Source organism: Acidiferrobacter sp. SPIII_3, assembly GCF_003184265.1.
Lineage (GTDB): Bacteria > Pseudomonadota > Gammaproteobacteria > Acidiferrobacterales > Acidiferrobacteraceae > Acidiferrobacter.
The window spans coordinates 3363871-3387215 of record NZ_CP027663.1 but is presented as its reverse complement, the minus strand read 5'-3'; the positions used below and the strand labels follow the sequence as shown (position 1 = coordinate 3387215).

General features: G+C 66.4%; 24 protein-coding genes. 18 read left to right on the top strand and 6 right to left on the bottom strand.

What is annotated here, in order from left to right:
* The first annotated feature begins 96 nt into the window (after positions 1–96).
* The 18 genes from C4901_RS17130 (at position 97) to glmS (ending at position 17801) form a co-directional block, all read left to right on the top strand.
* Positions 97–1509, top strand: coding sequence for a hypothetical protein (locus C4901_RS17130; RefSeq protein ID WP_110138438.1), 1413 nt, complete (start codon positions 97–99; stop codon positions 1507–1509).
* 1041 nt (positions 1510–2550) lie between these two features.
* Positions 2551–4410, top strand: a complete 1860-nt coding sequence (mnmG, locus tag C4901_RS17120) for a tRNA uridine-5-carboxymethylaminomethyl(34) synthesis enzyme MnmG (protein ID WP_110138436.1) — start codon at positions 2551–2553, stop codon at positions 4408–4410.
* A 1-nt stretch (position 4411) separates the two neighbouring features.
* Complete coding sequence (rsmG, locus tag C4901_RS17115; RefSeq protein WP_110138435.1) at positions 4412–5074, top strand: 16S rRNA (guanine(527)-N(7))-methyltransferase RsmG; 663 nt, start codon at positions 4412–4414, stop codon at positions 5072–5074.
* Positions 5071–5853, top strand: a complete 783-nt coding sequence (locus C4901_RS17110) for a ParA family protein (protein ID WP_110138434.1) — start codon at positions 5071–5073, stop codon at positions 5851–5853. Before rsmG ends, C4901_RS17110 begins: the two co-directional genes overlap by 4 nt.
* Positions 5850–6701, top strand: a complete 852-nt coding sequence (locus C4901_RS17105) for a ParB/RepB/Spo0J family partition protein (protein ID WP_110138433.1) — start codon at positions 5850–5852, stop codon at positions 6699–6701. The genes C4901_RS17110 and C4901_RS17105 overlap by 4 nt, the downstream gene beginning before the upstream one ends.
* A 13-nt stretch (positions 6702–6714) precedes the next feature.
* Entirely contained in the window at positions 6715–7029 is a 315-nt protein-coding gene (locus tag C4901_RS17100) for a sel1 repeat family protein (protein ID WP_110138432.1), read from the top strand.
* Between the two features lie 167 nt (positions 7030–7196).
* Positions 7197–7544: an ATP synthase subunit I gene (locus C4901_RS17095; protein WP_145960772.1), complete on the top strand. Its 348-nt coding sequence runs from the start codon at positions 7197–7199 to the stop codon at positions 7542–7544.
* Positions 7541–8314, top strand: coding sequence for a F0F1 ATP synthase subunit A (gene atpB / locus C4901_RS17090; RefSeq protein ID WP_110138430.1), 774 nt, complete (start codon positions 7541–7543; stop codon positions 8312–8314). Before C4901_RS17095 ends, atpB begins: the two co-directional genes overlap by 4 nt.
* A 39-nt stretch (positions 8315–8353) precedes the next feature.
* Complete coding sequence (atpE, locus tag C4901_RS17085; RefSeq protein WP_065969283.1) at positions 8354–8659, top strand: F0F1 ATP synthase subunit C; 306 nt, start codon at positions 8354–8356, stop codon at positions 8657–8659.
* Positions 8660–8684: 25 nt separating this feature from the next.
* Complete coding sequence (locus C4901_RS17080) at positions 8685–9155, top strand: F0F1 ATP synthase subunit B (RefSeq protein ID WP_110138429.1); 471 nt, start codon at positions 8685–8687, stop codon at positions 9153–9155.
* Positions 9152–9685 (top strand): F0F1 ATP synthase subunit delta, encoded by a 534-nt coding sequence (locus C4901_RS17075; protein ID WP_110138428.1) that lies wholly within the window; start codon positions 9152–9154, stop codon positions 9683–9685. The genes C4901_RS17080 and C4901_RS17075 overlap by 4 nt, the downstream gene beginning before the upstream one ends.
* 10 nt (positions 9686–9695) lie before the next feature.
* Entirely contained in the window at positions 9696–11228 is a 1533-nt protein-coding gene (atpA, locus tag C4901_RS17070; RefSeq protein ID WP_110138427.1) for a F0F1 ATP synthase subunit alpha, read from the top strand.
* On the top strand, positions 11228–12088 hold the full coding sequence (gene atpG, locus C4901_RS17065) for a F0F1 ATP synthase subunit gamma (protein WP_110138426.1): 861 nt from the start codon (positions 11228–11230) through the stop codon (positions 12086–12088). The genes atpA and atpG overlap by 1 nt, the downstream gene beginning before the upstream one ends.
* 9 nt (positions 12089–12097) lie before the next feature.
* Positions 12098–13474 carry a F0F1 ATP synthase subunit beta gene (gene atpD, locus C4901_RS17060; RefSeq protein WP_110138425.1) on the top strand — a complete coding sequence of 459 codons (1377 nt, stop codon included), beginning with the start codon at positions 12098–12100 and terminating at the stop codon, positions 13472–13474.
* 6 nt (positions 13475–13480) lie between these two features.
* The gene (locus C4901_RS17055; RefSeq protein ID WP_110138424.1) at positions 13481–13924 is read left to right on the top strand and encodes a F0F1 ATP synthase subunit epsilon; all 444 of its coding nucleotides are present in this window, start codon (positions 13481–13483) and stop codon (positions 13922–13924) included.
* Positions 13925–14048: 124 nt separating this feature from the next.
* Positions 14049–14519 (top strand): peptidylprolyl isomerase, encoded by a 471-nt coding sequence (locus C4901_RS17050; protein WP_110138423.1) that lies wholly within the window; start codon positions 14049–14051, stop codon positions 14517–14519.
* A gap of 117 nt (positions 14520–14636) precedes the next feature.
* Positions 14637–15968, top strand: coding sequence for a bifunctional UDP-N-acetylglucosamine diphosphorylase/glucosamine-1-phosphate N-acetyltransferase GlmU (glmU, locus tag C4901_RS17045; protein WP_205736097.1), 1332 nt, complete (start codon positions 14637–14639; stop codon positions 15966–15968).
* A 3-nt stretch (positions 15969–15971) separates the two neighbouring features.
* Positions 15972–17801 carry a glutamine--fructose-6-phosphate transaminase (isomerizing) gene (glmS, locus tag C4901_RS17040; protein WP_110138421.1) on the top strand — a complete coding sequence of 610 codons (1830 nt, stop codon included), beginning with the start codon at positions 15972–15974 and terminating at the stop codon, positions 17799–17801.
* A gap of 230 nt (positions 17802–18031) precedes the next feature.
* On the opposite strand, the gene C4901_RS17035 is transcribed toward glmS, so the two are convergent.
* The 6 genes from C4901_RS17035 to C4901_RS17010 all read right to left on the bottom strand — a co-directional run bounded on the left by C4901_RS17035 (position 18032) and on the right by C4901_RS17010 (position 23343).
* Positions 18032–19021 (bottom strand): ParA family protein, encoded by a 990-nt coding sequence (locus C4901_RS17035; RefSeq protein ID WP_110138420.1) that lies wholly within the window; start codon positions 19019–19021, stop codon positions 18032–18034.
* On the bottom strand, positions 19014–20216 hold the full coding sequence (locus C4901_RS17030) for an ATP-binding protein (protein ID WP_110138419.1): 1203 nt from the start codon (positions 20214–20216) through the stop codon (positions 19014–19016). The genes C4901_RS17035 and C4901_RS17030 overlap by 8 nt, the downstream gene beginning before the upstream one ends.
* Before the next feature lie 433 nt (positions 20217–20649).
* Complete coding sequence (locus tag C4901_RS17025; RefSeq protein WP_110138418.1) at positions 20650–21363, bottom strand: type II toxin-antitoxin system VapC family toxin; 714 nt, start codon at positions 21361–21363, stop codon at positions 20650–20652.
* Between the two features lie 29 nt (positions 21364–21392).
* On the bottom strand, positions 21393–21560 hold the full coding sequence (locus C4901_RS17020) for an AbrB/MazE/SpoVT family DNA-binding domain-containing protein (protein ID WP_110138417.1): 168 nt from the start codon (positions 21558–21560) through the stop codon (positions 21393–21395).
* 246 nt (positions 21561–21806) lie between these two features.
* On the bottom strand, positions 21807–22502 hold the full coding sequence (locus C4901_RS17015) for a PspA/IM30 family protein (protein ID WP_110138416.1): 696 nt from the start codon (positions 22500–22502) through the stop codon (positions 21807–21809).
* 16 nt (positions 22503–22518) lie between these two features.
* On the bottom strand, positions 22519–23343 hold the full coding sequence (locus C4901_RS17010; RefSeq protein ID WP_110138415.1) for a heavy metal-binding domain-containing protein: 825 nt from the start codon (positions 23341–23343) through the stop codon (positions 22519–22521).
* Positions 23344–23345 lie beyond the last annotated feature (2 nt).

Sequence of the window (23345 nt, the reverse complement as noted above, 5' to 3'; positions counted from 1 at the left end):
TGCTCTTTTGTGGCTCGCCGAGCGCGACGTGCGCGAGCGGCTCGGCCGGCAATCTCACCCCGACCCTGGTGCCGGCGGGGTTGGTCGTCGTCGATCATGCCCCTGCCAATCGTCGATCATGCCCCCGCCAATGGCAATGGCGGGTACTACACCGCCACGGTGGTCAACAACACCTTTGCCACCAATGGCGAGATCGAGGTCGATGCGGTCGGCACGACGGCGACGGGCTCGGCGGCCATCCGCGCCTATCTCCATGCCGGCACGATCTACACGTTTACGCCCCTCAATTACGCCTTTCTCATAAACGGCAGCCAGGTCCTGACCGGAAACGTTTCCATCAACACTGGTAGCAGTTCGCTGACCGTGGTCGGCAATCTCGGCATCCAGGGCAGTGCCAGCGTGAGTGGCGCGGCGCAGGCCACCGGCAGCATCACCGACAGTACCGGCAAGAGCTGCGGCGCGACCGCCACCTGCACCCAGAATATCGACGCCTCGAGTGTCGTGTCGCCGTCCATCAACACCTACAACCTGACGGGCGAGGCCAATGCCATCCTGTCGGTGGACGCCCATGGCAACCCGCAGGTGACGTTCGCCAACGACCCGGGTCTCACGCCGGCCGGCACCACCTCCTTCGCCTCCTTCCCGGCAAGTTCGACAGCCCTGTGCGCGGCCGGCGGCACTGGCTGCATCGTGCCCCCGTCGAACAACAACGGCGCATGGGAGATCAAGGGGACGCCGAATCCCGGGGTCCTGTTCTTCTACGGCGACCTCGCGGTTGCGAGCGGCGTGATCGGCAAGAGCACGTCGAGCACACCGGGCTACGCCACCCTGATCGCGACCGGCAATGTCGACGTCAAGACCTTGAACGACATCGTCGCCTACGGGCAGATGCCCAATGTCTGCAACCAGGCGGTCATCCCGACGAACGTGTGCCCGGACGGGACCAATGCCACGAGTCCCGGGGAGGGCACGGGGCCGGTGGCCAACGCCGTGCTGCTGAGCGGCGGCAGTGTCGACTACCCCTATAGCGGCGGCGGGACGGTCTATGTCGCCGGGACGGCCTCCACGGCGGTGCCCCCCCTCAATGCCACGACCGAGACCGCGGCCAGTGACACCACCCAGCCGAGCGGCACGGTCACGGGCTATCTCTGCACGAGTGATGGGGCCACGACCGGCAGCGCCGCAAGCTGCGGGTCGGATGCCACCACAAGCGGCATCATCACCGGGGGCGATGTGACCCTCGAGGGCAACTCGGACCTGACCGGCGTGGTCGCGGCCGGCGAATCCCTGACCGCCCGCGGGACCGGGACCATTACCGGCATGATCGACACCGCCAACACCAACAATACCTCGACCTCGACCTTGGGCAACAACTCGAGCACCAATGACATCAACGGCAACCTGAAGATCCGATATGCCCCGGGGGTGTCCAACGCCACCAACTTCGGAGGCGGCGGCAACACCCCGGAAATGGCCTTTGTGCCGCTTTGGCAGCGCTTTATATACTGAGGGGCGGCTTGGGCGACCCGGCAGGGGGCCGTGGGCCGTGCCGGACGACGGGCCGTCAATCCGCCGTATCCGGGCGGAGCAGCCCGCGAGGAGACTCGAAGCGACCCCGACCCCACGCCCGACATGATCGCCGGCACGCCGCGCCAGCGGGTGATCGATTATGAGCGCCGCGAATCGCGCGCCTTCGCGGGCGAGGGCGGTACTGTTCCCCGTGATTCCGGTGCTTGCGCGCGGCGATCTACGGCGCGTCCTGGTCTTCGGTTCTTTGGAGCGCTGAGCGCACCCGGATATCGCAACGGTCCGCGCGGGCGCTTCCAGGGCCGGATGTTGCGAGACGGCATCGCGCGGCTGTCATGAACGCGAAACTCTAGGGCGAGGGTCCGGAGCGGATGGCGGGGACCAAACACGCCCTGGCGGCGGCGCCATTGTGGTCTGGCCAAGGGCTTCGCACGGGCCTTCGTCTCTCGGCAGGCGGCCGAGAAGGCCTTTAACGATCTCGCCGATAGTCCGGACCCGGTTGGCCGGACCACTCCCGGAGGCCGCGCAGGCCGCGACCGGCCGCGGTCTTTATTAAAGGCCACGGGGATTCGTAGGCGCGGTGAACATGCAGCCCGCCGCCCGACGCAGGTGATGCCGTTTCCGGCACGCATCACGCATCGTGGGCCACATAGCGCATATCTCCGTCCGGGGCATCGGCGGAGTAGTCGCCTAGACACGGGCCCATGTTGTCTGATACCGGGGAATCAGGCGCCGCAGGGTTGTTCCTCTGCGGGTTCTTCGGAACACGCCCACGGACCGTGTTCATGGGGTTAGAGGCCCACCCGCTTGAGCGGCTTGGGGGCGTCGCACGGACCAAAAGCTCGCCCGCTTTGGCGGGTTGAGGGTGTCCCCCATGTCGCATGGCGCTACCCGGTGTCGCCCCCGCGAGCGCGCCCCGTTTGGGGTCATCGCCGGCCGCCCGGCCGCAACGGAATGGCCGCGGCCCCCCAAGGACAGGTCCGCGCTCATGTTATCATCTCGTCTTCGCGGGAGGTCTGCGGCATGGAGCACGAGGAACATTACGAGGTCATTGTGGTGGGTGGCGGTCATGCCGGTACCGAGGCCGCGCTCGCTGCCGCGCGCATGGGGCGCAAGACCTTGTTGCTTACGCACAACATCGAGACCCTGGGCCAGATGTCGTGCAACCCGGCGATCGGTGGCATCGGCAAGGGGCATCTGGTGCGCGAGATCGATGCCCTGGGCGGGGCCATGGGTTACTGCGCCGACGCCGCCGCCATCCAGTGCCGTACCCTGAACGCACGCAAGGGCCCGGCGGTGCGCGCCACGCGCGTGCAGGCCGATCGGGTCCTCTACAAGGCCGTCGTGCGCCGCGTCCTGGAGCACCAGCCGAACCTCCACATCTTCCAGCAGGCGGTCGACGACCTCGTGGTCGAGGGCCGCGCGGTCGTGGGGGTCGTCACCCAGATGGGCCTCATCATGCGTGCCCGCGCCGTCGTCCTGACCACCGGCACGTTCCTGGCCGGACTCATCCACGTGGGCCAGAGCCGGCACGCCGGGGGGCGCGCGGGCGAGCCCCCGGCGCGCGCGCTGGCCGAACGCCTGCGCGCCCTGCCGTTGCGGGTGGGGCGCCTGAAGACCGGCACCCCTCCACGCATCGACGGCCGCACCATCGATTTTTCGGTCCTCGAGGCGCAGGCCGGCGACGAACCGGCCCCCTATTTCTCCTATGACGAGCCGGCGCGGCCGCCTCAGGTGGCCTGCCATATCACTCAAACGACCGAAGAGACCCATGCGATCGTGCGCGCGGCCCTTGACCGGTCCCCGCTCTACACGGGGGCCATCGAAGGGGCCGGGCCGCGCTACTGCCCATCCCTCGAGGACAAGGTCGTGCGCTTCGCCGACAAGGTCTCGCATCAGATCTTTCTCGAGCCCGAGGGTCTGGATACCCCCGAGATCTACCCCAACGGCATTTCCACCAGCCTGCCATTCGATGCCCAGTGGCGCCTGGTGCGCTCCATACCCGGTCTGCACAAGGCGGTACTGACCCGCCCCGGCTACGCCATCGAATACGACTACTTCGATCCGCGCGACCTGAAGCCCTCACTGGAGACCCACGCCGTCGAGGGGCTGTTCTTCGCCGGCCAGATCAATGGAACGACCGGCTATGAGGAGGCCGCCGCGCAGGGCCTCCTGGCGGGCATCAATGCCGCGCTCGCGGCGCGCGCCGAGGGCGCCTGGTGGCCCGGGCGCCACGAGGCCTATCTCGGGGTGCTGGTGGACGACCTCATCACCCAGGGCCTGACCGAACCGTACCGCATGTTCACCTCCCGCGCCGAACACCGGCTCTTGTTGCGCGAAGACAATGCCGATGAACGGCTGGCCGAGGTCGCGCATCGCCTGGGGCTCATCGGTGATGCCCGTTATCGGGAGATCCGGGCCCGCGAGCAGGCCGTGTCCCGCGAGCAGGCGCGCTTGCGCTCGGTGTTCGTGCGTCCCGGCGATCCGGCGGTGGCCGCGTGCCTCGGCCAGGATCTGGCGCGCGAAAGTTCCTTGTTCGACCTCCTCAAGCGCCCCGGCGTACGCTATAACGACATCATTGAGATAGTGCCCTCCGAGGCGGCGCTCACGGACGCCAAGGCCGGGCGCCAGCTCGAGATCTCGGTCAAGTATGCGGGATATATCGCGCGCCAGGGCGACGAGATCGCGCGCCGCGCCCACCACGAGGGAATGGTTTTGCCGGAGGATCTGGATTATCAAGGGATACGCGGCCTGTCCACCGAGGTCCGCCAGCGCTTGGCGCGTCACAGGCCGGCGACCCTCGGTCAGGCGGCGCGCCTGCCCGGGGTCACGCCGGCTGCCGTGTCGCTGTTGCTCGTCCACCTGAAGCGGGTGCGGGCCTGACATGGGCGGCGCGCGCGCCATGGGCGCGGAGCCGTGGGGGCGGGCGCGAGAGCGCCTGCGTGTCGGCATGCAAGCGCTGGGGCTCACGGCCGACGCGCCCACGCAAGCGCGCCTCCTGTCCTATCTCGAGACCCTGGCGCGCTGGAACCGGGTGTTCAATCTGACGGCCATCCGCGACCCCGAGGACATGGTCGCGCGCCACATCCTGGACAGCCTCACCATCCTGCCGCACCTGCCGGCCGGCCGCCTGCTCGACATAGGCAGCGGCGCGGGCCTGCCGGGTATCCCCATCGCCGTGCTGCAACCGCAGCGCCCCGTGGTCCTGCTCGATCGCTCCCGCAAGCGCATGGATTTTCTGACCGAGGTGGTCGCGCGCATGGCCCTTACGCAGGTCGTTCTGGCCCATGGGCGGGTGGAGGACCACGTCCCCGAGGCGCCTTATGCCGTAATCACCGCGCGCGCGTTCGCAAGCCTGGATGATATTGCGCTGGCCGCCGGTCGCCTGCTCGCGCCCGGCGGTATCATCGCCGCCATGAAGGGCGCGCTCCCGACCGAGGAGTTGGCGTCCGTGGCGCCGCCCTTTACCGTGCAGGCCGTGCATGCCCTGCAGGTGCCGGGGCTTGCCGCCAAGCGCCACCTCGTGGCGCTCGTGCGCGACCCATGACGCGCACCGTCGCCACCGCCAATCAAAAGGGCGGAGTGGGCAAGACCACGACCAGCATCAACGTGGCCGCGGCGCTTGCCGAGCAGGGCCGGCGCGTCCTGCTCATCGATCTCGATCCGCAGGGCAATGCCACCATGGGCAGCGGTGCGGCGGGCACGGAACGCGGTCTGTATGATGTCCTGCTCGGCGAGGTCGAGGCCCGGCACGCGATCGCCCCGACGGCGTGCGGCTATGACATGCTGGCGGCGCATGCCGATTTGTCGGGCGCGGAGCTCGAACTCGCCCAGGCCCCGCAGCGCGAGCGGCGCCTGCGCCAGGCGCTCGCCCCCCTCCAGGGCGACTACGATTATATTTATATCGATTGTCCCCCGGCCTTGAGTCTTTTGACCGTCAACGCCCTCGTGGCCGCCGACGCCGTACTGATCCCCATGCAGTGCGAATACTACGCCCTCGAAGGGCTCACGGCCCTGCTCGGCACCATACGACGCGTGCGTGCCCAGTTGAATCCGGCGCTGACCATCGAAGGCCTGCTGCGCACCATGTTCGACCCGCGCAACGGTCTGGCCCTCGAGGTGTCGGATCAATTGACCCGCCATTTCGGCAACCAGCTCTTTCAGACCATCATACCGCGCAACGTCCGCCTGGCCGAGGCCCCGAGCCACGGTGTCCCGGTGATCCAGTATGATCGCTCGTCGCGCGGGGCGCAGGCCTACCTGGCCCTGGCCGCCGAGATACTGGCGCGCGAATCCCCACCTGCCGCAGGAGACCCACCCCCATGAAGGAGAAACGCCCCCGGCTCGGACGCGGCCTGGACGCCCTGTTCGGCGATGGCCAGCGTCCCGACACCCTATCCGCGTCGCCGGACGCCATCCGTACCCTGCCGATCGAACGCCTGCAGCGTGGCCGTTACCAGCCGCGTACGCATATGGAGCCCGAGGCCTTGAACGCGCTTGCCGATTCCATCCGCGCGCAGGGCATCGTGCAACCGATCCTGGTGCGCGAGGTGACCGGCGGCTTCGAGATCATCGCCGGGGAGCGCCGCTGGCGTGCCGCCCAGATCGCGGGCCTCGCCGAGGTGCCGGTGATCGTGCGCGACATACCCGACCAGGCGGCGATGGCCGTCGCCCTGATCGAAAACATCCAGCGCGAGGACCTGAACCCCCTTGAGGAGGCCGCCGGTCTCAAGCGCCTCCAGGAAGAATTCGGTCTCACGCACGACGAGATCGCCGCTCATGTCGGGCGATCGCGCGCCGCCGTCACCAACCTCCTGCGCCTCCTGGGCCTCGCCCCGGAGGTGCGCGAACTGCTGGAGACCGGCCGCCTCGAGATGGGGCACGGCCGCGCCTTGCTCGGCATCGCCGACGCGAGGGCCCAGGCGGCCCTGGCGCGCGAGGTGGCAGCCCAGGGTCTGAGCGTCCGCGAGACCGAGCGACGCGTGCAGCGCCACGGCCGTCCGACACCCCCGAAGGCGGCCCCCGATCCGGATGTCGAGACACTGGAGCGCCGCCTCACCGAAACCCTGGGGGCGCGCGTACGCATTCAGGCGCGGCGTGCCGGCGCGGGACGCATCACGATCGACTATCATAGTATGGACGAGCTCGAGGGACTGCTCGGCCGATTCTCGTGAGACAGGAGGGGGCGTGAAACGATGGACTCCCGGCATCGCCGGCCTTACCCTAGCGGTCTTGTGTTGGCATACGGCGCACGCGGGCCTGCGGGGCCTGCGGCACGCGGCCCGTAGCGGGGCGCCCAACGCCGAGTTGAAGTTAGGCGAGCTGTATCAGTATGGGGTCGGGCAGCCGGACCATCTCGTCCATGCCCTGGCCTGGTATGAGCGTGCCGCCCCGAAGTCGCGGCGCGCGGCTGAACTCGCCCGGCAGCTCACGGCGAGGCTGACTCCGGCCGAGCGCCAGCAGGCTGCGGCATGGGCCAAGCCGCGGCTCGGCCCCCCCTAAACCCGCGCCTGTCCGACAGCGATCCCGGGCGCCCCGCGCATGGCCCCGTTTGACCCTAGCATAAGGAACACTTATACTGCGCCGCCGCGGGCGCCCCTAACGAGGCCGACCGGGTCGGGATCATCATGAGCTATGCTGCACGGGTGTTACGCAAAGGATTGCGCCGCGTGCTTTGGGCACAAATTTCGCTGACTTTCGTGGTGGCGGCCGTGGCCGCGCTCGACGCCCCGCGCCATGACGCCCTCGCGCGCCTGGGCGCGGCGCTGGCCGGGGGCGCGGTCGCGATGCTGGGTGCCTTGTTGCTGGCCTACAGTGTCGCGCGTGCCGACGGGACCGGCGGTCCGGCGGGCGCCCAGCTGTGGTTATACGGGGGCGCGGTCGCGCGTTTCGTGTTGGCAATCGCCTTTTTGGGTTTGGGGCTCGGGGTGTTTCATGTCTCTCCGTTGCCGTTTTTGATCGCCTTTGGTTTGGGCCAGGCCGCTTTCCTGGTTCCAGGGATTTCGTCAGGGTTATGAGTCACAACGCCGTCAGCTTCATGGAGGATCATTTACGGAACCTGACCGTCGGTCGCGGGTTCTGGAGCCTTCACGTCGACACCATTCTCATCGGCTGGGTGCTGGGCGCCGTCATCGTCGGCACCGGCTGGGTCGTCGGGCGACGACTGGAGGAGGGCGTTCCTCATGGCATCCAAAATGTCCTCGAGGCGCTCCTCGAGTTCGTCGATGACCAAGTTCGCGGCATCCTTCCCGTCGAGGATCCGATGGTGGGCGCGCTCGCCTTCACGGTGTTTCTCTGGGTCTTTCTCATGAATGCCATGGACCTGCTGCCGGTGCTGTTGCTGCCGAATCTGGCGCACTTCTTTTTTGGCATCCGCCACTTCCGCTCGACCCCGACGGCCGACCCTTACACGACCCTGGGGCTTGCCCTGAGCGTCTTTCTCCTGACCCTCTACTACCACATCAAACATAAAGGCCTCTGGGGCTACCTGAAGACCTTCCTGGTCCATCCGTTCGGGCCCTATCTGTTTCCGGTCAACATCCTGATGACCACTGTCGATGAGATTGCCAAGCCCCTGAGTCTCGGCTTGCGACTGTTCGGCAACATGTTCGCGGGCGAGCTCGTGTTTCTGCTCATCGCGCTTTTGCCGTGGTGGGTGGCGTGGGCCCCGGGCATACTGTGGTCCATCTTTCACTTGCTCATCATCACATTGCAGGCGTTTATCTTCATGGTCCTCACCATCATGTATCTGGCGATGGCGGCGACTCAGGAAGGCGATGCCCACTGAGCCCGGTTTCTTTCATCTTTACATTCAAGGAGTCGCTTTATGGTTGATCCGCAGCTTGCGTCGGTTATTGGCATGGTCTTTTCCTACACGGCCGTCGCCGTGGGCATCATCTTCGCGGGAGCCGCCCTGGGCTCGGCCCTCGGCTGGGGCCTCATCTGCTCCAAGTACATCGAGGGCATCGCCCGCCAGCCGGAGATGTTGCCGACCTTGCGCATCCAGATGTTCATCACCGCGGGCCTCATGGAGTCGTTTCCGTTCATTGCCGCGGCCTTCGCCATGTACTTCACCTTCGTGAACCCGTTCGAGGGGGCGGCCGTGGCCGCCATCACGCACGTCGCCCATTAAGGTCAGATAGGGACACGCCCACACCATGCCGATATCCGTGACCCTCATCGTCCAGATGGTCACCTTCGCGGTGCTCATCCTATTCGTCAAGCGCTACCTCTGGGGGCCGCTTACGGCGGTCATGGAGCGTCGCCAGAAGCGCATCGCCGACGGTTTGGCGGCGGCCGACCAGGGCCGCAAGGCGCTCGATGAGGCGCAACGCCAGCAAGACGAGATCCTGGCCGTGGCGCGCGAGCGCGCCGCCGAGATCCTGGACCATGCCGAGCGACGTTCGCGCGAGATCATCGAGGAGGCCCGCGAGCGCGCCCGTGCCGAAGGCGAGCACGCCATGGCCCTCTCGCGCGCCGAGGCCGAGGCCGAGATGACCCGCCTGCGCGAGCGCCTGCGCGCCGACGTCGCGCGCCTGGCCCTGGCCGGGGCCGAGCGCATCGTGGAGCGCGAGATAGACCGCCGCCTGCATGACCGGCTTCTCGAAGAAGTGGCGGGGCAGCTGTGATCCGCGATCAGCTGGCGGCGATTGCGCGCCCCTATGCCCGGGCGCTCATGGCGGTGCCCGGGAGCGACCGCGCCGCCCTGCTCGCATCCCTCGAGGCTGCCGCCCAGGCGCTCTCCGATCCGGCGATCGCGGCGCTGGCTGAGAACCCCGAGATCCCGCGCGCGCGCCTGGCCGCCGCCCTGGCGCCTGACGCAACCGACCGGTCCCTCGTGGCGCGCCTCATCGACGTGTTGCTGCAAAATGACCGCCTGGCGGCGCTGCCGTGGATCGCGAAGACCTTTGCCGCCTTGAAAGACGAGGCCGAAAACCGCACGCACGCCACCGTCACCACCGCCCAGCCCTTGAGCGAGCCCCAGCGCGAGCGGTTACGCGCGGCGCTCGCGCGGCGCACCGGGCATACCGTGGAGCTGATCGTGGAAACCGACGACCGCCTCCTGGCCGGCGTCATCGTCCAGCATGGGGATATGGTCCTCGACGGCTCGATCCGCGGCCGCCTGGCAGCCCTTGCTCATGCGTTAAGCCCTTTCTAGAGGAATTCCTATGGCCTTGAAACCCAGCGAGATCTCGGAGCTCATCAAGCAGAGAATCGAAGACCTCTCTCCTCCGGCCCCGGCCTTGACCGGCACGATCATGAGCCTGAGCGACGGTATCGCGCGCGTCTATGGTCTCGCCGATGTCATGCAGGGGGAGATGCTCGAGTTCCCCGGCAACACCTTCGGGCTCGCCCTCAATCTCGAGCGCGACGCGGTGGGCGCGGTCATCCTGGGGGGCTATGAGCACCTCACCGAGGGTGATGTCGTCAAGGGCACGGGCCGCATCCTGGAGGTGCCCGTGGGTCCCGAGCTCCTCGGACGCGTGGTCGACGCGCTCGGCCGTCCGCTCGACGCGCGCGGCGAGATCTCCGCCAAGGCGACGTCGCCGGTGGAGAAAATCGCCCCCGGCGTGGTCGCGCGCCGATCGGTGACCCAGCCCCTGCAGACCGGGATCAAGGCCATCGACGCCATGGTGCCGATAGGGCGCGGTCAGCGCGAGCTCATCATCGGCGACCGCCAGACAGGCAAGACCGCGCTTGCCGTCGATGCCATCCTGGCGCAGCGGGGCACCGGCGTCATGTGCGTCTACGTCACGATCGGCCAGAAGGCCTCGAGTGTCGCGGGCGTCGTGCACCGCCTGACGGAAATGGGTGCCATGGGGCACACCATCGTGGTCGCGGCCACCGCCGCCGATCCGGCGGCCATGCAGTATCTCGCGCCCTACACGGGCTGCGCGATGGGTGAGTATTTCCGTGACCGGGGGCAGGATGCGCTCATCGTCTACGATGACCTCACCAAGCAGGCCTGGGCCTACCGCCAGATCTCGTTGCTCCTGCGCCGGCCACCGGGACGCGAGGCCTATCCGGGGGATGTCTTTTATCTCCACTCCCGGCTCCTCGAGCGCGCCGCGCGCGTGAACGAGGAGTATGTGGAGCGTCAGTCGGGGGTCAAGGGGCGCACCGGCTCGCTCACCGCCCTGCCCATCATCGAGACCCAGGCCGGCGACGTCTCGGCGTTCGTACCGACCAATGTGATCTCGATCACCGATGGCCAGATCTTCCTCGAGACCGATCTGTTCAATTCCGGCATTCGTCCCGCCATCAACGCCGGTCTGTCGGTCTCGCGCGTCGGCGGCGCGGCGCAGACCAAGATCATGAGAAAGCTGGGGGGAGGAGTGCGCCTGGCGCTTGCCCAATATCGCGAGCTCGCGGCGTTCGCGCAATTCGCATCCGACCTCGACCCGGCGACCCGCAAGCAGATCGATCGCGGGCGGCGGGTCACCGAGCTCATGAAGCAGGCCCAGTACCAGCCGCTGTCGGTGGCCGACATGGCGCTCTCGCTGCTTGCCGCCAATAGCGGGGTGCTCGACGATCTGCCGGTGGAGAAGGTCATCCCGTTTGATTCGGCGCTGCGGGCGGCGGCCCACGCCGAGCATGGCGCGGCCCTGAAGGCCATCAATGATACCGGTGACCATAACGAGGACGTCATCGCCACGCTCACGGGCTTCATCCAGCAGTTCAAGGCCCAAGGCGCCTACTGATGGCGCGCGGAAAGGAGATCCGGAACAAGATCCGCAGCGTGCAGAGCACGCAGAAGATCACCCGCGCCATGCAGATGGTGGCGGCGGCCAAGATGCGCAAGGCCCAGGAACGCATGCGCGCGGCGCGCCCGTATGCCGAGAGCCTGGTGGCCATCATGCGCCATATCCGGGCCGCGCACCCCGAGTATCGCCATCCGCTCCTGGCCGTGCGGCCGGTACGGCGCGCGGCCCTGCTGGTTGTGACCTCCGATCGTGGTCTTGCCGGGGCACTCAACGTCAATGTCCTGCGCGTCGCGGTGGGCCAGCTGAAGGAGTGGGAGGAGGCGGGTATTCAGGGTGAGGTCGCGGTGTTGGGCAACAAGGGCGCGGCGTATTTTCGCAGACTCCGGGCGCCCGTGGCGGCCCAGCTCGCGCCGCTCGGGGACCGCCCGACCCTGCAATCGATCATAGGAGTGGTCAAGGTTCTGGTCGACGCCTACCGCGAGGAGCGTCTTGACCGCGTCGTGCTGGTCTACAGTCGCTTCGAGAACACCATGAGTCAGGTGGCGGTGACCGAGGACCTGCTGCCGCTGCCGGAGCCCGGACCGGATGTCGATCGGCACCGCTGGGACTACCTCTACGAACCGGAGGCCCAGGATGTCCTGTCCGACATCCTGACGCGCTATGTGGAGACGCGTGTCCACGGGGTCGTGATCGAGAATCTCGCGAGCGAACAGGCGGCGCGCATGGTCGCCATGCGCGCCGCGACCGACAACGCCGGGCGTTTGATCGGGGATCTGAAATTGGCCTACAACAAGGCGCGCCAGGCGGCGATCACGCAGGAAATCGCGGAGATCGTAAGCGGCGCGTCGGCGGTCTAGGGGGTTAGGATGTCAGCCGGAAAGATTGTGCAGGTGATAGGGGCGGTGGTCGACGTGGAGTTCGAGCGTGCGACGATCCCGAAGGTCTACGACGCCCTCACGGTGGCGGATACCGATCTTGTGCTCGAGGTCCAGCAACAGCTCGGCGACGGCGTCGTGCGTACCATCGCCATGGGGTCGAGCGATGGCCTGAAGCGCGGCTTGTCCTGCGTCAATACCGGTCGTCCCATCGAGGTGCCCGTGGGCGCCGCCACGCTCGGACGGATCATGGACGTGCTCGGCCGCCCGATCGACGAACAGGGCCCGGTGGCGAGCGAGACCGTGCGCGGCATCCACCGCGCCCCGCCGCGTTTCGACGAGTTGGCCGCGAGCACCGAGGTGCTGGAGACCGGCATCAAGGTGATCGATCTCATATGCCCGTTCGCCAAGGGCGGCAAGGTGGGGCTCTTTGGCGGCGCCGGCGTCGGCAAGACCGTCAACATGATGGAGCTCATCCGCAACATCGCCATAGAGCACAGCGGATATTCCGTGTTCGCCGGGGTCGGCGAGCGCACGCGCGAGGGTAACGACTTCTATCATGAGATGAAGGAAGGCGGGGTGCTCGACAAGGTTGCGCTCGTCTACGGCCAGATGAATGAACCGCCGGGCAACCGCCTGCGCGTGGGGCTTACCGGCCTTACCATCGCCGAGCACTTTCGTGACGAGGGGCGTGACGTCCTTTTGTTCATCGACAACATCTACCGCTACACCCTGGCGGGCACGGAGGTCTCGGCGCTCCTCGGGCGCATGCCCTCGGCGGTCGGCTACCAGCCGACCCTGGCCGAGGAGATGGGTGTCCTCCAGGAGCGCATTACCTCGACCAAGACCGGCTCGATCACATCCGTCCAGGCGGTCTACGTCCCGGCGGATGACCTCACCGACCCGTCGCCGGCGACCACCTTTGCGCATCTCGATGCCACGGTCGTGCTCTCGCGGCAGGTCGCCGAGCTCGGCATCTATCCGGCGGTCGACCCGCTCGATTCCACGAGCCGCCAGCTCGATCCGCAGGTCATAGGCGAGAATCACTATGACACGGCGCGCAAGGTCCAAGCGATTCTCCAGCGCTACAAAGAGCTCCAGGACATCATCGCCATTCTCGGCATGGACGAGCTGTCGGCGGATGACAAGCTCATCGTGACGCGCGCGCGTAAGATCCAGCGCTTCCTTTCGCAACCATTCTTTGTGGCTGAGGTCTTTACCGGTACGCCCGGTACCTATGTGCCGCTGAAGGAGACCATCCGCGGCTTCAAGGCGATCGCCGAAGGGGAGTACGATGAATTGCCCGAGCAGGCTTTTTATATGGTGGGCACGATAGACGAAGCGCTCGCCAAGGCGCGGCGGCTCTGATCGGTCATGGACAACTTTCGCATCGACATCGTCAACGCCGAGGGCCCCCTGTTCTCGGGGGACGCGGCGCTCGTCATCGCGCCCTTGCGCGATGGTGACGCGGGTTTCCTGCCCGGCCATTCGCCGCTGCTGGCCATCCTTCGGGCCGGTGCCCTGCGCGTGCAGGACGCGAATGGCGGGGAGCAGGCCTTCTATGTGAGCGGCGGATTCGTCGAGGTCCAGCCGCGCCATGTCACGGTGCTTGCCGATGCTGGCGAGCGCGCCGCGGATATCGACGAGGCGCTGGCGGCGCGCGCAGTCGAGGACGCCGCGCGGCACGCCGAGGAGCAGGCCGGCAAGACCGACTATGCGCATGCCCAGGCGGAGCTGGCGCAGGCCGCCGCGCGCCTGTCGGTGGTGCGGCGCTATCGGTCACAAACGTCCTATTCGGCGCCGGAGCGTATCCGGTAGGAGGTCGCATGGCGGTCACCAAGGGCAAGGTCGTGTCATTGACCTACACGCTGCGGGACGAGCGCGGCGAGATCTTCGAACACACGGATGTCCCGATCTCCTATCTCCACGGGTAGGAGGTCGCATGGCGGTCACCAAGGGCAAGGTCGTGTCATTGACCTACACGCTGCGGGACGAGCGCGGCGAGATCTTCGAACACACGGATGTCCCGATCTCCTATCTCCACGGGTCGGGGGAGGGGTTGTTCGAGAAGATCGAAAACGCCCTCGATGGCCTGGAGGTCGGTGGGTCCGTCGACATCGAGCTTGCGCCCGCCGAGGGCTTTGGCGATCATGATCCGGCGCTCACGTTCACGGACGATATCGCCAACGTGCCCCCCGAGTACCAGCATGTCGGGGCCGAGGTCGAGGCCGAGAACGAGCAGGGCGAGGCGGTCCGTTTCGTGGTGACCACGATTGCCGACGGTAAGCTCACGGTCGATGCCAATCACCCGCTTGCCGGTCAGACGGTACGCTTCGCGGTCACCGTGCAGGCGATCCGTGATGCGACCCCCGAGGAACAGCGCCTCGGCCAAGTCACACCGCCGCTGCACTAGGCCATCGGCCCTTTGGGCATTGCCTTTAGCCCCTGGGGCCGCTCTAATACCGAACTTATGCAGGGCCCGGTTCCTTCTCTCGAGATCATCATTCTGGCGGCAGGCCAGGGGCGGCGCATGGCGTCGGCCTTGCCCAAGGTCCTGCACACGCTCGCTGGTCGCCCCTTGCTGGCGCACGTCCTCGATACCGCCACGGCGCTTGCGCCGCGCGCCATCCATGTGGTCTATGGTCACGGGGGTGAGCGCGTTCGCGCAGCCTTCCCGGACACGCCGCTGGACTGGGTCTTGCAGGCCGAGCCGGGCGGTACCGGGGACGCGGTGCGCTGTGCGCTGCCGCGGCTTGCCGAGGACGCCCTGACGCTCGTACTCTTGGGTGATGTGCCCTTGATCACCCCGGACACCCTGAAGACCCTGTGCGCGCGCGCCGTGGCCGGGGTCGCGTTGTTGACCTTCGAGGCCCGCCACGAAAACCAGTACGGCCGCATTGTGCGCGACGACCAGGGGCGTGTCGCGCGCATCGTGGAGTGGCGCGATGCCGATGGTGCGCAACGCGCCCTACGCGAGGTCAATAGCGGTGTGTTGGCGGCCCCCGCCGCGCATCTGCGCCGATGGATCCCGCGCCTGTCCACCACCAACGCCCAGGGCGAGCTCTACCTCACAGACGTCATAGCGCTCGCCGTCGCCGACGGCCTGCCGGTCGCTACCGCCTCTCCCGGCCACGTGACCGAGGTTGAGGGGGTCAACAGCCGCGCCGATCTCGCCGTCCTGGAGCGCGCCCTTCAGGAGCGGCAGGCGGCGGCACTGATGGCGGCCGGTGTGCAGCTCATGGATCCGCGACGCCTCGATATCCGCGGCATGCTGATTGCCGGGCGCGATGTCCAGATCGACGTCAACTGCGTCTTCGAGGGCCGCGTGGAGCTCGCGGATGACGTATGCATAGGGGCGCATTGTGTCCTACGCAACAGCCGCATCGCGCGGGGCGCGCGCATCGAGGCCCATACGATCATCGATGGCGCGGAGGTGGGCCCCGGCTGCGTGGTGGGCCCCTTCGCCCGCCTGCGTCCCGGCACCGTACTCGGCGGCCGCGCGCGCGTCGGCAATTTCGTGGAGGTCAAGGCCGCGCGCGTGGGCATGGACACCAAGATCAATCATCTGAGCTACGTCGGCGACGCCGCGATCGGCCATGGCGTCAATATCGGCGCGGGCGTCATCACCTGTAATTACGACGGGGCGCGCAAGCATCGCACGGTCATTGGCGATCGCGCGTTCATCGGGTCCGACACGCAATTGGTGGCACCCGTCGAGATCGGGGCCGATGCCACCATAGGCGCGGGGTCCACGATCACGAAAGACGCGCCGGCCGGTGAGCTTACCCTCAGTCGGGCGGTCCAGAAAACGGTCAGCGGTTGGCGGCGCCCGGAGAAACAGGCGCGCCCCGACAAGGAGTGATCCATGTGTGGAATAGTAGGCGCGGTCGCGCAACGCAACGTGGTACCCATCCTCATCGAGGGCCTGAAGCGCCTCGAGTACCGGGGCTATGACTCGGCCGGCGTCGCCGTCATCGATCATGAGCACTGTCTGACCCGCACCCGCTCGGTGGGCAAGGTCCGCGAACTGGAGGGACGGCTGGACGCCCATATGGAGGGGACCACCGGCATCGCGCATACCCGCTGGGCCACCCATGGACGCCCGGCGACCGAGAACGCCCACCCGCACGTCTGCCGCAAGACCGTGGCACTCGTCCATAACGGCATCATCGAAAACCACGCGACCTTGCGGCGCGCGCAGATGCAGCTCGGTTACGAGTTCACCTCCGAGACCGACACCGAGGTGATCGTCCACGAGATCTATCGGCGGCTCGAGGAGACCTCCGATCTGCTCGCGGCCGTGCGCGCGGCCCTGCCGTCGCTGCGCGGGGCCTATGCCCTGGGCGTCATCAGCAACCGCGAGCCCGATCGCCTGGTCGCCGCCCGGCGCGGCAGTCCGCTTGTCATCGGTGTCGGCATAGGCGAACACTTCATCGCCTCGGACGTCGCCGCTCTTTTGCCCGTGACGCAGCGCTTCATATTTCTCGAGGAGGGCGATATCGCCGATCTGAGCCGCGATGCCGTCACCATCTACGATGCGCAAGGCGCGCGCGTGGAGCGCCCGATAAAGCAGAGCGAGTTGTCGGCCGACGCCGTCGCGCGCGGCGAGTACCGCCACTACATGCTGAAAGAGATCCACGAGCAGCCGCGCGCGATTGCCGACACCCTGGAAAATCGTATCGGCCTGGAGCGCGTCTATGAACAGGCCTTCGGTCATGCCGCCACTGACCTGTTCGCGGACATCGAGGCCGTACAGATCGTGGCCTGCGGCACGAGCTATCATGCGGGGCTTATCGGACGCTATTGGCTCGAGGGCCTGGCGAGCCTGCCATGCACGGTCGAGGTGGCAAGCGAGTTTCGGTACCGCAAGCCGCGTGTCGCCCCTCATACGCTGTTTGTGACGCTCTCGCAGTCCGGTGAGACCGCCGATACCCTGGCGGCCCTTGCCTATGCGCGCGAGCTTGGCTTCGCGCGCACGCTTGCCATCTGCAATGCCCCGGAGAGCTCGCTCGTGCGCGGCTCGGAGCTCGTGCTCATGACCCAGGCGGGCCCCGAGATCGGGGTGGCCTCGACCAAGGCCTTCACCACCCAGCTCGTGGCCCTGCTGCTGCTAGTCGCGGTGCTCGGCCGCCGGCGCGCGCTGGGGCCCGAGGGCGAGGCCCGCATCGTGCAGTTGCTGCGCAGTCTCCCCGGCCGGATCGAGCAAGTCCTCGGCTTGGACGGGGCCGTGCAGGCGTGGGTGCCGTTTTTTGCCAACAAGCAACACGCACTGTTCCTCGGCCGTGGCACCCAGTACCCGGTGGCCATGGAGGGGGCCCTGAAGTTGAAGGAGATCTCCTATATCCATGCCGAGGCCTATCCAGCCGGCGAATTGAAGCACGGACCGCTCGCGCTGGTGGACTCGGACATGCCAGTGGTGGCGGTGGCCCCGAACAATGAGCTGCTGGAAAAGCTGCAATCGAACCTGCAGGAGGTCCGTGCCCGCGGGGGGGAGCTGTTCGTATTCGCCGATGCCCAGAACGGCATCCGCGAGGACGCCCAGACCCACGTCATCACGGTGCCCCCGACCGACGATCTCCTGGCCCCGATCGTCTACACGGTGCTCCTGCAGCTGCTCGCCTACCATGTGGCGGTATCCAAGGGTGCGGACATCGATCAACCCCGCAACCTCGCCAAATCCGTGACGGTGGAGTAGGGGCGAAAAGTGGCCACGGATCAGGGCCGCGATGCAAGATGGAGCGCGCAGAGCCGCCTTTCTCTTGCTCCCCGAGGGCTGTGAGTAGCACCCAGGGGTCGCGGTTACCAGCCTATCCTTCCTACACCCGTGGACCAGCGAAACACCGCGCGCGGCCACCGCAACGCGACGGCGCGCCTCGGACAGGCCCTGCTGTCTCGACTCCATCCGCGGGCCACGCCGCCATTCCATCACGTTCCGTCGTCGATTCCGACGCGCGCCACCAGCTCACGGACCAGTCGTTCGAAGTCCTCGCGGCATTGCATAACGCTTGCTTGGTGCGCCCCTATGGCGCCATCGGCGGGTTTTAAGGCGAACATCGGCTTGCGCGCCTCCATGGCCATTGGCATCAGGCTGCGATAGTGCTTTATGCGCTGAATCTGGTTGGGGTCGGTCCCGGGCGCGTGTGTGAGCAAGGGCTCGCCCAGCACGCTCTCGCGATAGGCGATCGGCAGGCGATTTTGCCATTTGGCGTAGGCCTTGGTGGGACGCCCTAAACGTTCGGCGTGCTGCATCAAGACATAGCCAGCGGGCATCATGCGGCCCGATGGCGTTTCGCCTATGGCCGTGGGGGCCTTGCCGCGCGCCTCCCCCCACATGGTTCGCCATTGACGCAGGATGGGACCGAGGTTCTTCAGGCCCTGGAGAGAGAAAAGATCCGGCGCCACGGGCATGACCACATGGCTTGATGCCACCAGGGCGGCACGGTTGATCGCCCCGAGATTTGGCCCGACATCGATCAGCACGACGCCCGCCTGGTATTGGGCGGCCGCCTTCCTGATCACGCGCCAGAATGCGCTGGTTACACGAAAGGCGCGCTCCTGGCCCAATACGCATCGTGGCCACTCGGTCGACAGGTCATCCTCGATCCGCGACAAGGCCAGATCGCCCACCAAGAGCCCCAGGCTGTCCGACAGCGCCTCGACATGCGCAGCCCCGATGTCGCCCGTTCCGCCAAACAACGGGTTCACCGCTCCGAACAGGGTTTGCGGATGATCCCCCTCGGGCCACAGCGCCTCCAGGCGCTCCTCGTCCAGGGCCATGATCGAGAGGTTCGATTGCGGATCGAGATCGACGGCCAATACCCGGTAGCCGAGTTCGGTGAACATCCAGGCCGCATGATAGACAAGCGATGTCTTCCCGACACCACCCTTGTTATTGAAAAACGCGATGCTATGCATGACCGTCCCCCTGAAGGACGATGGCAGCTACGAATCCTGATTGAACCTCGAAGCGCAGTCGGGCACCCAAGGCCTTGCGAGCGATGGCAATGCCGGCGCCGAATCGTTGCACGAAACCCAGGGCGCGTAGCGCCTCGGCGAGATTGGGGTTGCGATAGTCCGTGATTCCCGGCTGGCCGAAGTTATCCGGGGTCACGCACCCGAAGGGCCCTCCGGGGTTGTGGATCTCCAGACGATCGTCGAACCAGTAGACGCGCACAGGCGCGTTTGTCGCTTCGTAACTGCGATGCATGAAGGCGTTGCGCGTCAGCTGGCGCAAGGCGTCCACGGGATAAATCTCGGCTCGTGACTCGAGGTCCACATCCGTGAATCGTACCCTGCGCCGGTTATGTGTCTCGAGCTTTTCCTCCAGGCGCCGGATTTGATCCGCCACCGTGCCGTAAATCGCGGCTTCATCTTCCACGGTTGCCGTCAAATCGCGCCCCGCAATCCGCAAGAATTGCGTATAGGCCCCTGGCAGCCAGTCGGCCGGAGATTTCCCGATCACGAGCATGCCCAGCACCGTAGGACGGGTCCCCTTGTCCGCCACCATTTTCGTGGCAGCCAAGCGCTGCTCGCGGCTGCGCTCGTTGGCGGCGAGCACATCGGGGGCGACCGCCGACGGCAGGTACTCCTGTTCGAAGCGCAGGAGATCGAGGTCGTCAAGGGTCGCTTCCGGTAGAGGCTGGGCGTCAAATGGCAGGTCGCGATAACGGCGGCGCTCGTTAAGGATGCGCTCGTCCTGCGCGCTAGCCAAGCCGCGCCTCGGCCCCCAGCGGACATGGATTCGTCCCTTGTAGCGCGCGGGGGGCGTATGGCAAGGCCATACCGTAATGACCGCCACGTCATGACCTCCCAGCGATCGTTTTTCCACGAGCAGGCTCGGAGGTGGCACAATATTACCGTCGGATTTGATATCCGCGAGCTGGCGAAGCAGCTCGTCGCTTATCTCAAGCCCAGTCGCTGTGCCGTCGTCTCCCACGCCCACGAACACGACACCTGGCTCGCCATGGCCCGCCAGATCGTTGGCAAAGGCGCACACCGCCTCGCGCACCGCCTGTGGCGCCCCGCCTTTCAGGGACTCCTTACGTTCCACACGGTCCGACTCGGGGTCGGCCAGCATGGTGGCGAGCACGCCATCGCTATAGGTTTTCATAAGTCCGTACCCTCGATAGAGGGGGATCCAACAGCTAGCCGAGCCTCGTTTCCGGTCCTCACCCCCACATTCCTTAGACGACGGCTCGGCGCGAAGCGCCTGATCCTCCGAAGGAAGCGCCAAGGCGCTAGCTAGTGGCGCCATCATAGCAAAGCTTGACCGTCGTCTCTCGGACCAAGACCGAAGACCGGAAAGGGTCCACAGCAAAGGCCGGGCTCTCCGCGGGGCGACAATCAACGGCCGGATCACTGCCTCTGTGTGATGCGAATCAGCCGCCACCTCCACGCCATGCCAATGGGCGACGAACACGCATGATGTGGTTGTCACGGCCCTCAAAGGAGTGGCCCTGTGGTCTGCCAGGCTCCTCCGACATGCTAAAGGCCTGTGTCCGATCCCCTCCGCGGTTCCTGGTTGACCCACACCTCTAATAAAACTAACATCGCGCCATTACGTCCCCCCGTCCGCCCCTGCTTGTCCGGCCTTTGTCGACGACAAACATATTCTGGCGGGTAAAAAGCAAAGCCCGCAGCCTTTTCCAATAACAAGGAGAATCGGAGGCATCGACCCATCCGCCGGAAACGGCGGTCCCGGAAGATGCTTCCCTGTGGATGCCGCGCGTTCCCTTAAGCCCCGCTGGGCGGTCTGCGGCGCGTTGATTGCCATGGGAAATCCCGCATGCCGCGTCCTGAATACCGACATTCAGGGCCTCCATGGGTTGCTCGCGTACCGCCTTGCGCGGCCTCGCGTCCCGGGGCCCTTGCCTGCGCTTAGCCCGGGTCTTTTGCCGGTAATGAACGCCAGGCAGACCCGCAAAACCCGCATCCAGTGTCCACGCTTCGGCCCCGTGGTAACGTGCGGTGGCCAGGACCACCGCGTCGGCCAGGGGCCGCTTGTGCATAATGCCAAGCCGGCGCGGCCTCCAGCGCCGGTCCGCGGTGAGCTCCGCCACTATCCCTGCCCGCATGAGCGAAACGGCCGGCAGTGCCTGACCGACATCGCGCTGCTGCGCGACGCGCTCAAAGACCTCAAGAAGGCATATCGTCGGGACGACCCGCCGTTTTGTATCGCATAGGGCGGGCGCGAAAAACTCGGCCTGCTCGCCGCCCGCAAAGTATTCGAGCCAGCCGCAGGGATCCACCACATTCACGTCCGGTCCTCATCCCTCGGTACGGTGGTTCAAGAGGCCCGAGGAAGCCGCGCATCTCGCGGATATCGCTCGGGGAGGAGCTCCACGCGTCCTTCATAGACCAGAACGCGCAGGCTCTGGCCGGGGCGGGTGCCGAGCGCGGCCCGGGCCTCGGGAACAACGATCTGATACTTTTCCGAGACCGTGACCGCTGTCATGCTAAGCCCCGATCGATAGGCAACTCGTAAAGCATACGATTGCCGCTGGGTAAGGTCAAAGGGCGACCTCTTCCAGTACGCGGTAATGGGATGGTCGCCCCACCGATCGGCACCAAGGTGCCGAAGTCGAGCGTCCAAGCCACGGCTGGTTGGACGGGGGTCACCGTCCTGTTGTGCGGGGATCGGAAAGATCCGGTGTCTTCGCCTTGATCGGGGCGGCAGGGCCTTGCCGGACCTTTAGGCGCGTTATTTCTTCACCTCGCCCTTGAGGCGTTCGAGTTCCGCGTCCACCGCACCGCCCGAGCGCAGTTTGTCGAGTTCGCGTTCGCTCTGCGAGCGGTCGTCGCCGTCATCCAGGACCCCGCTATCGGCCAGCGTGTCGACCGCCTGGGCGCGGGCCTGCATTTGTTCGGTCTTGTCCTTGGCGCGGCGCACGCTCTCGCCCACGCCGCCCAGCTTATCGCTCAGGCCCGACAGCGATTCGTTGACCTTCACCTGGGCCTCGGCGCTGCCGTACTGGCTCTTCAGGACCTCTTTCTGGGTACGGAAGGTATCGATCTTGTCCTGGAATTTGTGCTCGTATTCGACGAGTTTTTGGACTTGCGCTGCGATGTTGTCGTGGGCCTCGGTGAGCGACGCGAGCTTCACGGTCGCGGCCTGCTTTTGGGTGAGCGCGGCGCGCGCCAAGTCCTCGCGGTTCGATTGCAGGGCAAGCCGGGCATCGCCGTCGTGGCGCGTGATCTCGGCCTGCGCGGCCGCCATCTGTTGCTCCAGGACCTTTTGCTCGGTGACGACATCGGCGAGATGGCGGCGGGTCTCCTGGAGGCCGGCGAGCATCTTTTCGTAGGAGAGGTCGAGGGTGTCGTTCGGGTCCTCGGCGGCATTGATGATCTTGCTGAACTTGGCCTCTATGACCTCGGCCGCGCGCTTGAAAAGACTCATGGGGAAACCTCCCTGCCTAATCGTTTACTGGTATGACAATCTGCGGGACCAGTCGTTCAGGGATGATGGCCGCATCTTCTATGGGCTTGACCGCTGTGCCGATGGCGAAGAACTCGATCACGTGCGGCTGCCAGTTGTGCGAGCCCTCGTGGAGCTGGACTGCGACCACCCCTTCGGCGCCGGCCTCCTTGGCTTCTTGCTGCATACGCTCCATGGCCAGTTCGCGGGCATCGTACATGGCCTGGGTGAAGAGCGGCATCTCGACATTGCGGCCGACATTGCCAAGCGACTGGAACATGCCTTGATGGGCGACGTGGTACACGCAGGAGCCCATAACCAGGGCGAGCGGCCGGTAGCCGGACTGCAGCAGCATCCAGAGATCCTGGCCCGACAGGTCGGACGTAAAGGGCTTGCCGGACGGACCCTTGAAGCCGGGGTGGCCTTTGCTATGGGCGATGGCCGTGCCGATGGCCAGGAACTCGAGGATATCCTTGTCCCAGTCCATGCGTTTGACCTCCAGGCGCACGCCCACCACGCCGTCCGCCGACAACGACTGCGCCTCCTGCTCCATGCGCGTCATGGCCAGCTCCCGGGCCTCGTACATGGCCTGCGATAGCACCGCCATCTCCTGATTCTTGGCCCAGCCGGCATACTGGATGCCGGTGTGATAGATGCACGAGCCCACCACCAGGCCGAGCGGCTCGAAGCCGGCCTCGCCCACCATGAGAAATTCGTTGACCGAGAAGTCGGAGGTGAAGATGCCGCCCCGGCGGCTCGTGTCGCGCAGGCCCTCCAGGCGCTCGCGCGCATGTTGCGGCAGATCGGGGACTGTATCGCTCATTG

Bases quoted from the DNA above. Each gene is read 5' to 3' on its own strand.
- C4901_RS17110 (WP_110138434.1), top strand. From the start codon at position 5,071: ATGACGCGCACCGTCGCCACCGCCAATCAAAAGGGCGGAGTGGGCAAG.
- mnmG (WP_110138436.1), top strand. From the start codon at position 2,551: ATGGAGCACGAGGAACATTACGAGGTCATTGTGGTGGGTGGCGGTCAT.
- atpB (WP_110138430.1), top strand. From the start codon at position 7,541: ATGAGTCACAACGCCGTCAGCTTCATGGAGGATCATTTACGGAACCTG.
- C4901_RS17015 (WP_110138416.1), bottom strand. From the start codon at position 22,502: ATGAGTCTTTTCAAGCGCGCGGCCGAGGTCATAGAGGCCAAGTTCAGC.
- C4901_RS17055 (WP_110138424.1), top strand. From the start codon at position 13,481: ATGGACAACTTTCGCATCGACATCGTCAACGCCGAGGGCCCCCTGTTC.
- C4901_RS17035 (WP_110138420.1), bottom strand. From the start codon at position 19,021: ATGCATAGCATCGCGTTTTTCAATAACAAGGGTGGTGTCGGGAAGACA.
- C4901_RS17020 (WP_110138417.1), bottom strand. From the start codon at position 21,560: ATGACAGCGGTCACGGTCTCGGAAAAGTATCAGATCGTTGTTCCCGAG.
- C4901_RS17080 (WP_110138429.1), top strand. From the start codon at position 8,685: ATGCCGATATCCGTGACCCTCATCGTCCAGATGGTCACCTTCGCGGTG.
- atpA (WP_110138427.1), top strand. From the start codon at position 9,696: ATGGCCTTGAAACCCAGCGAGATCTCGGAGCTCATCAAGCAGAGAATC.
- C4901_RS17010 (WP_110138415.1), bottom strand. From the start codon at position 23,343: ATGAGCGATACAGTCCCCGATCTGCCGCAACATGCGCGCGAGCGCCTG.
- glmS (WP_110138421.1), top strand. From the start codon at position 15,972: ATGTGTGGAATAGTAGGCGCGGTCGCGCAACGCAACGTGGTACCCATC.
- C4901_RS17030 (WP_110138419.1), bottom strand. From the start codon at position 20,216: ATGAAAACCTATAGCGATGGCGTGCTCGCCACCATGCTGGCCGACCCC.
- atpG (WP_110138426.1), top strand. From the start codon at position 11,228: ATGGCGCGCGGAAAGGAGATCCGGAACAAGATCCGCAGCGTGCAGAGC.
- C4901_RS17050 (WP_110138423.1), top strand. From the start codon at position 14,049: ATGGCGGTCACCAAGGGCAAGGTCGTGTCATTGACCTACACGCTGCGG.
- rsmG (WP_110138435.1), top strand. From the start codon at position 4,412: ATGGGCGGCGCGCGCGCCATGGGCGCGGAGCCGTGGGGGCGGGCGCGA.
- C4901_RS17105 (WP_110138433.1), top strand. From the start codon at position 5,850: ATGAAGGAGAAACGCCCCCGGCTCGGACGCGGCCTGGACGCCCTGTTC.
- glmU (WP_205736097.1), top strand. From the start codon at position 14,637: ATGGCGTCGGCCTTGCCCAAGGTCCTGCACACGCTCGCTGGTCGCCCC.
- C4901_RS17130 (WP_110138438.1), top strand. From the start codon at position 97: ATGCCCCTGCCAATCGTCGATCATGCCCCCGCCAATGGCAATGGCGGG.
- atpD (WP_110138425.1), top strand. From the start codon at position 12,098: ATGTCAGCCGGAAAGATTGTGCAGGTGATAGGGGCGGTGGTCGACGTG.
- atpE (WP_065969283.1), top strand. From the start codon at position 8,354: ATGGTTGATCCGCAGCTTGCGTCGGTTATTGGCATGGTCTTTTCCTAC.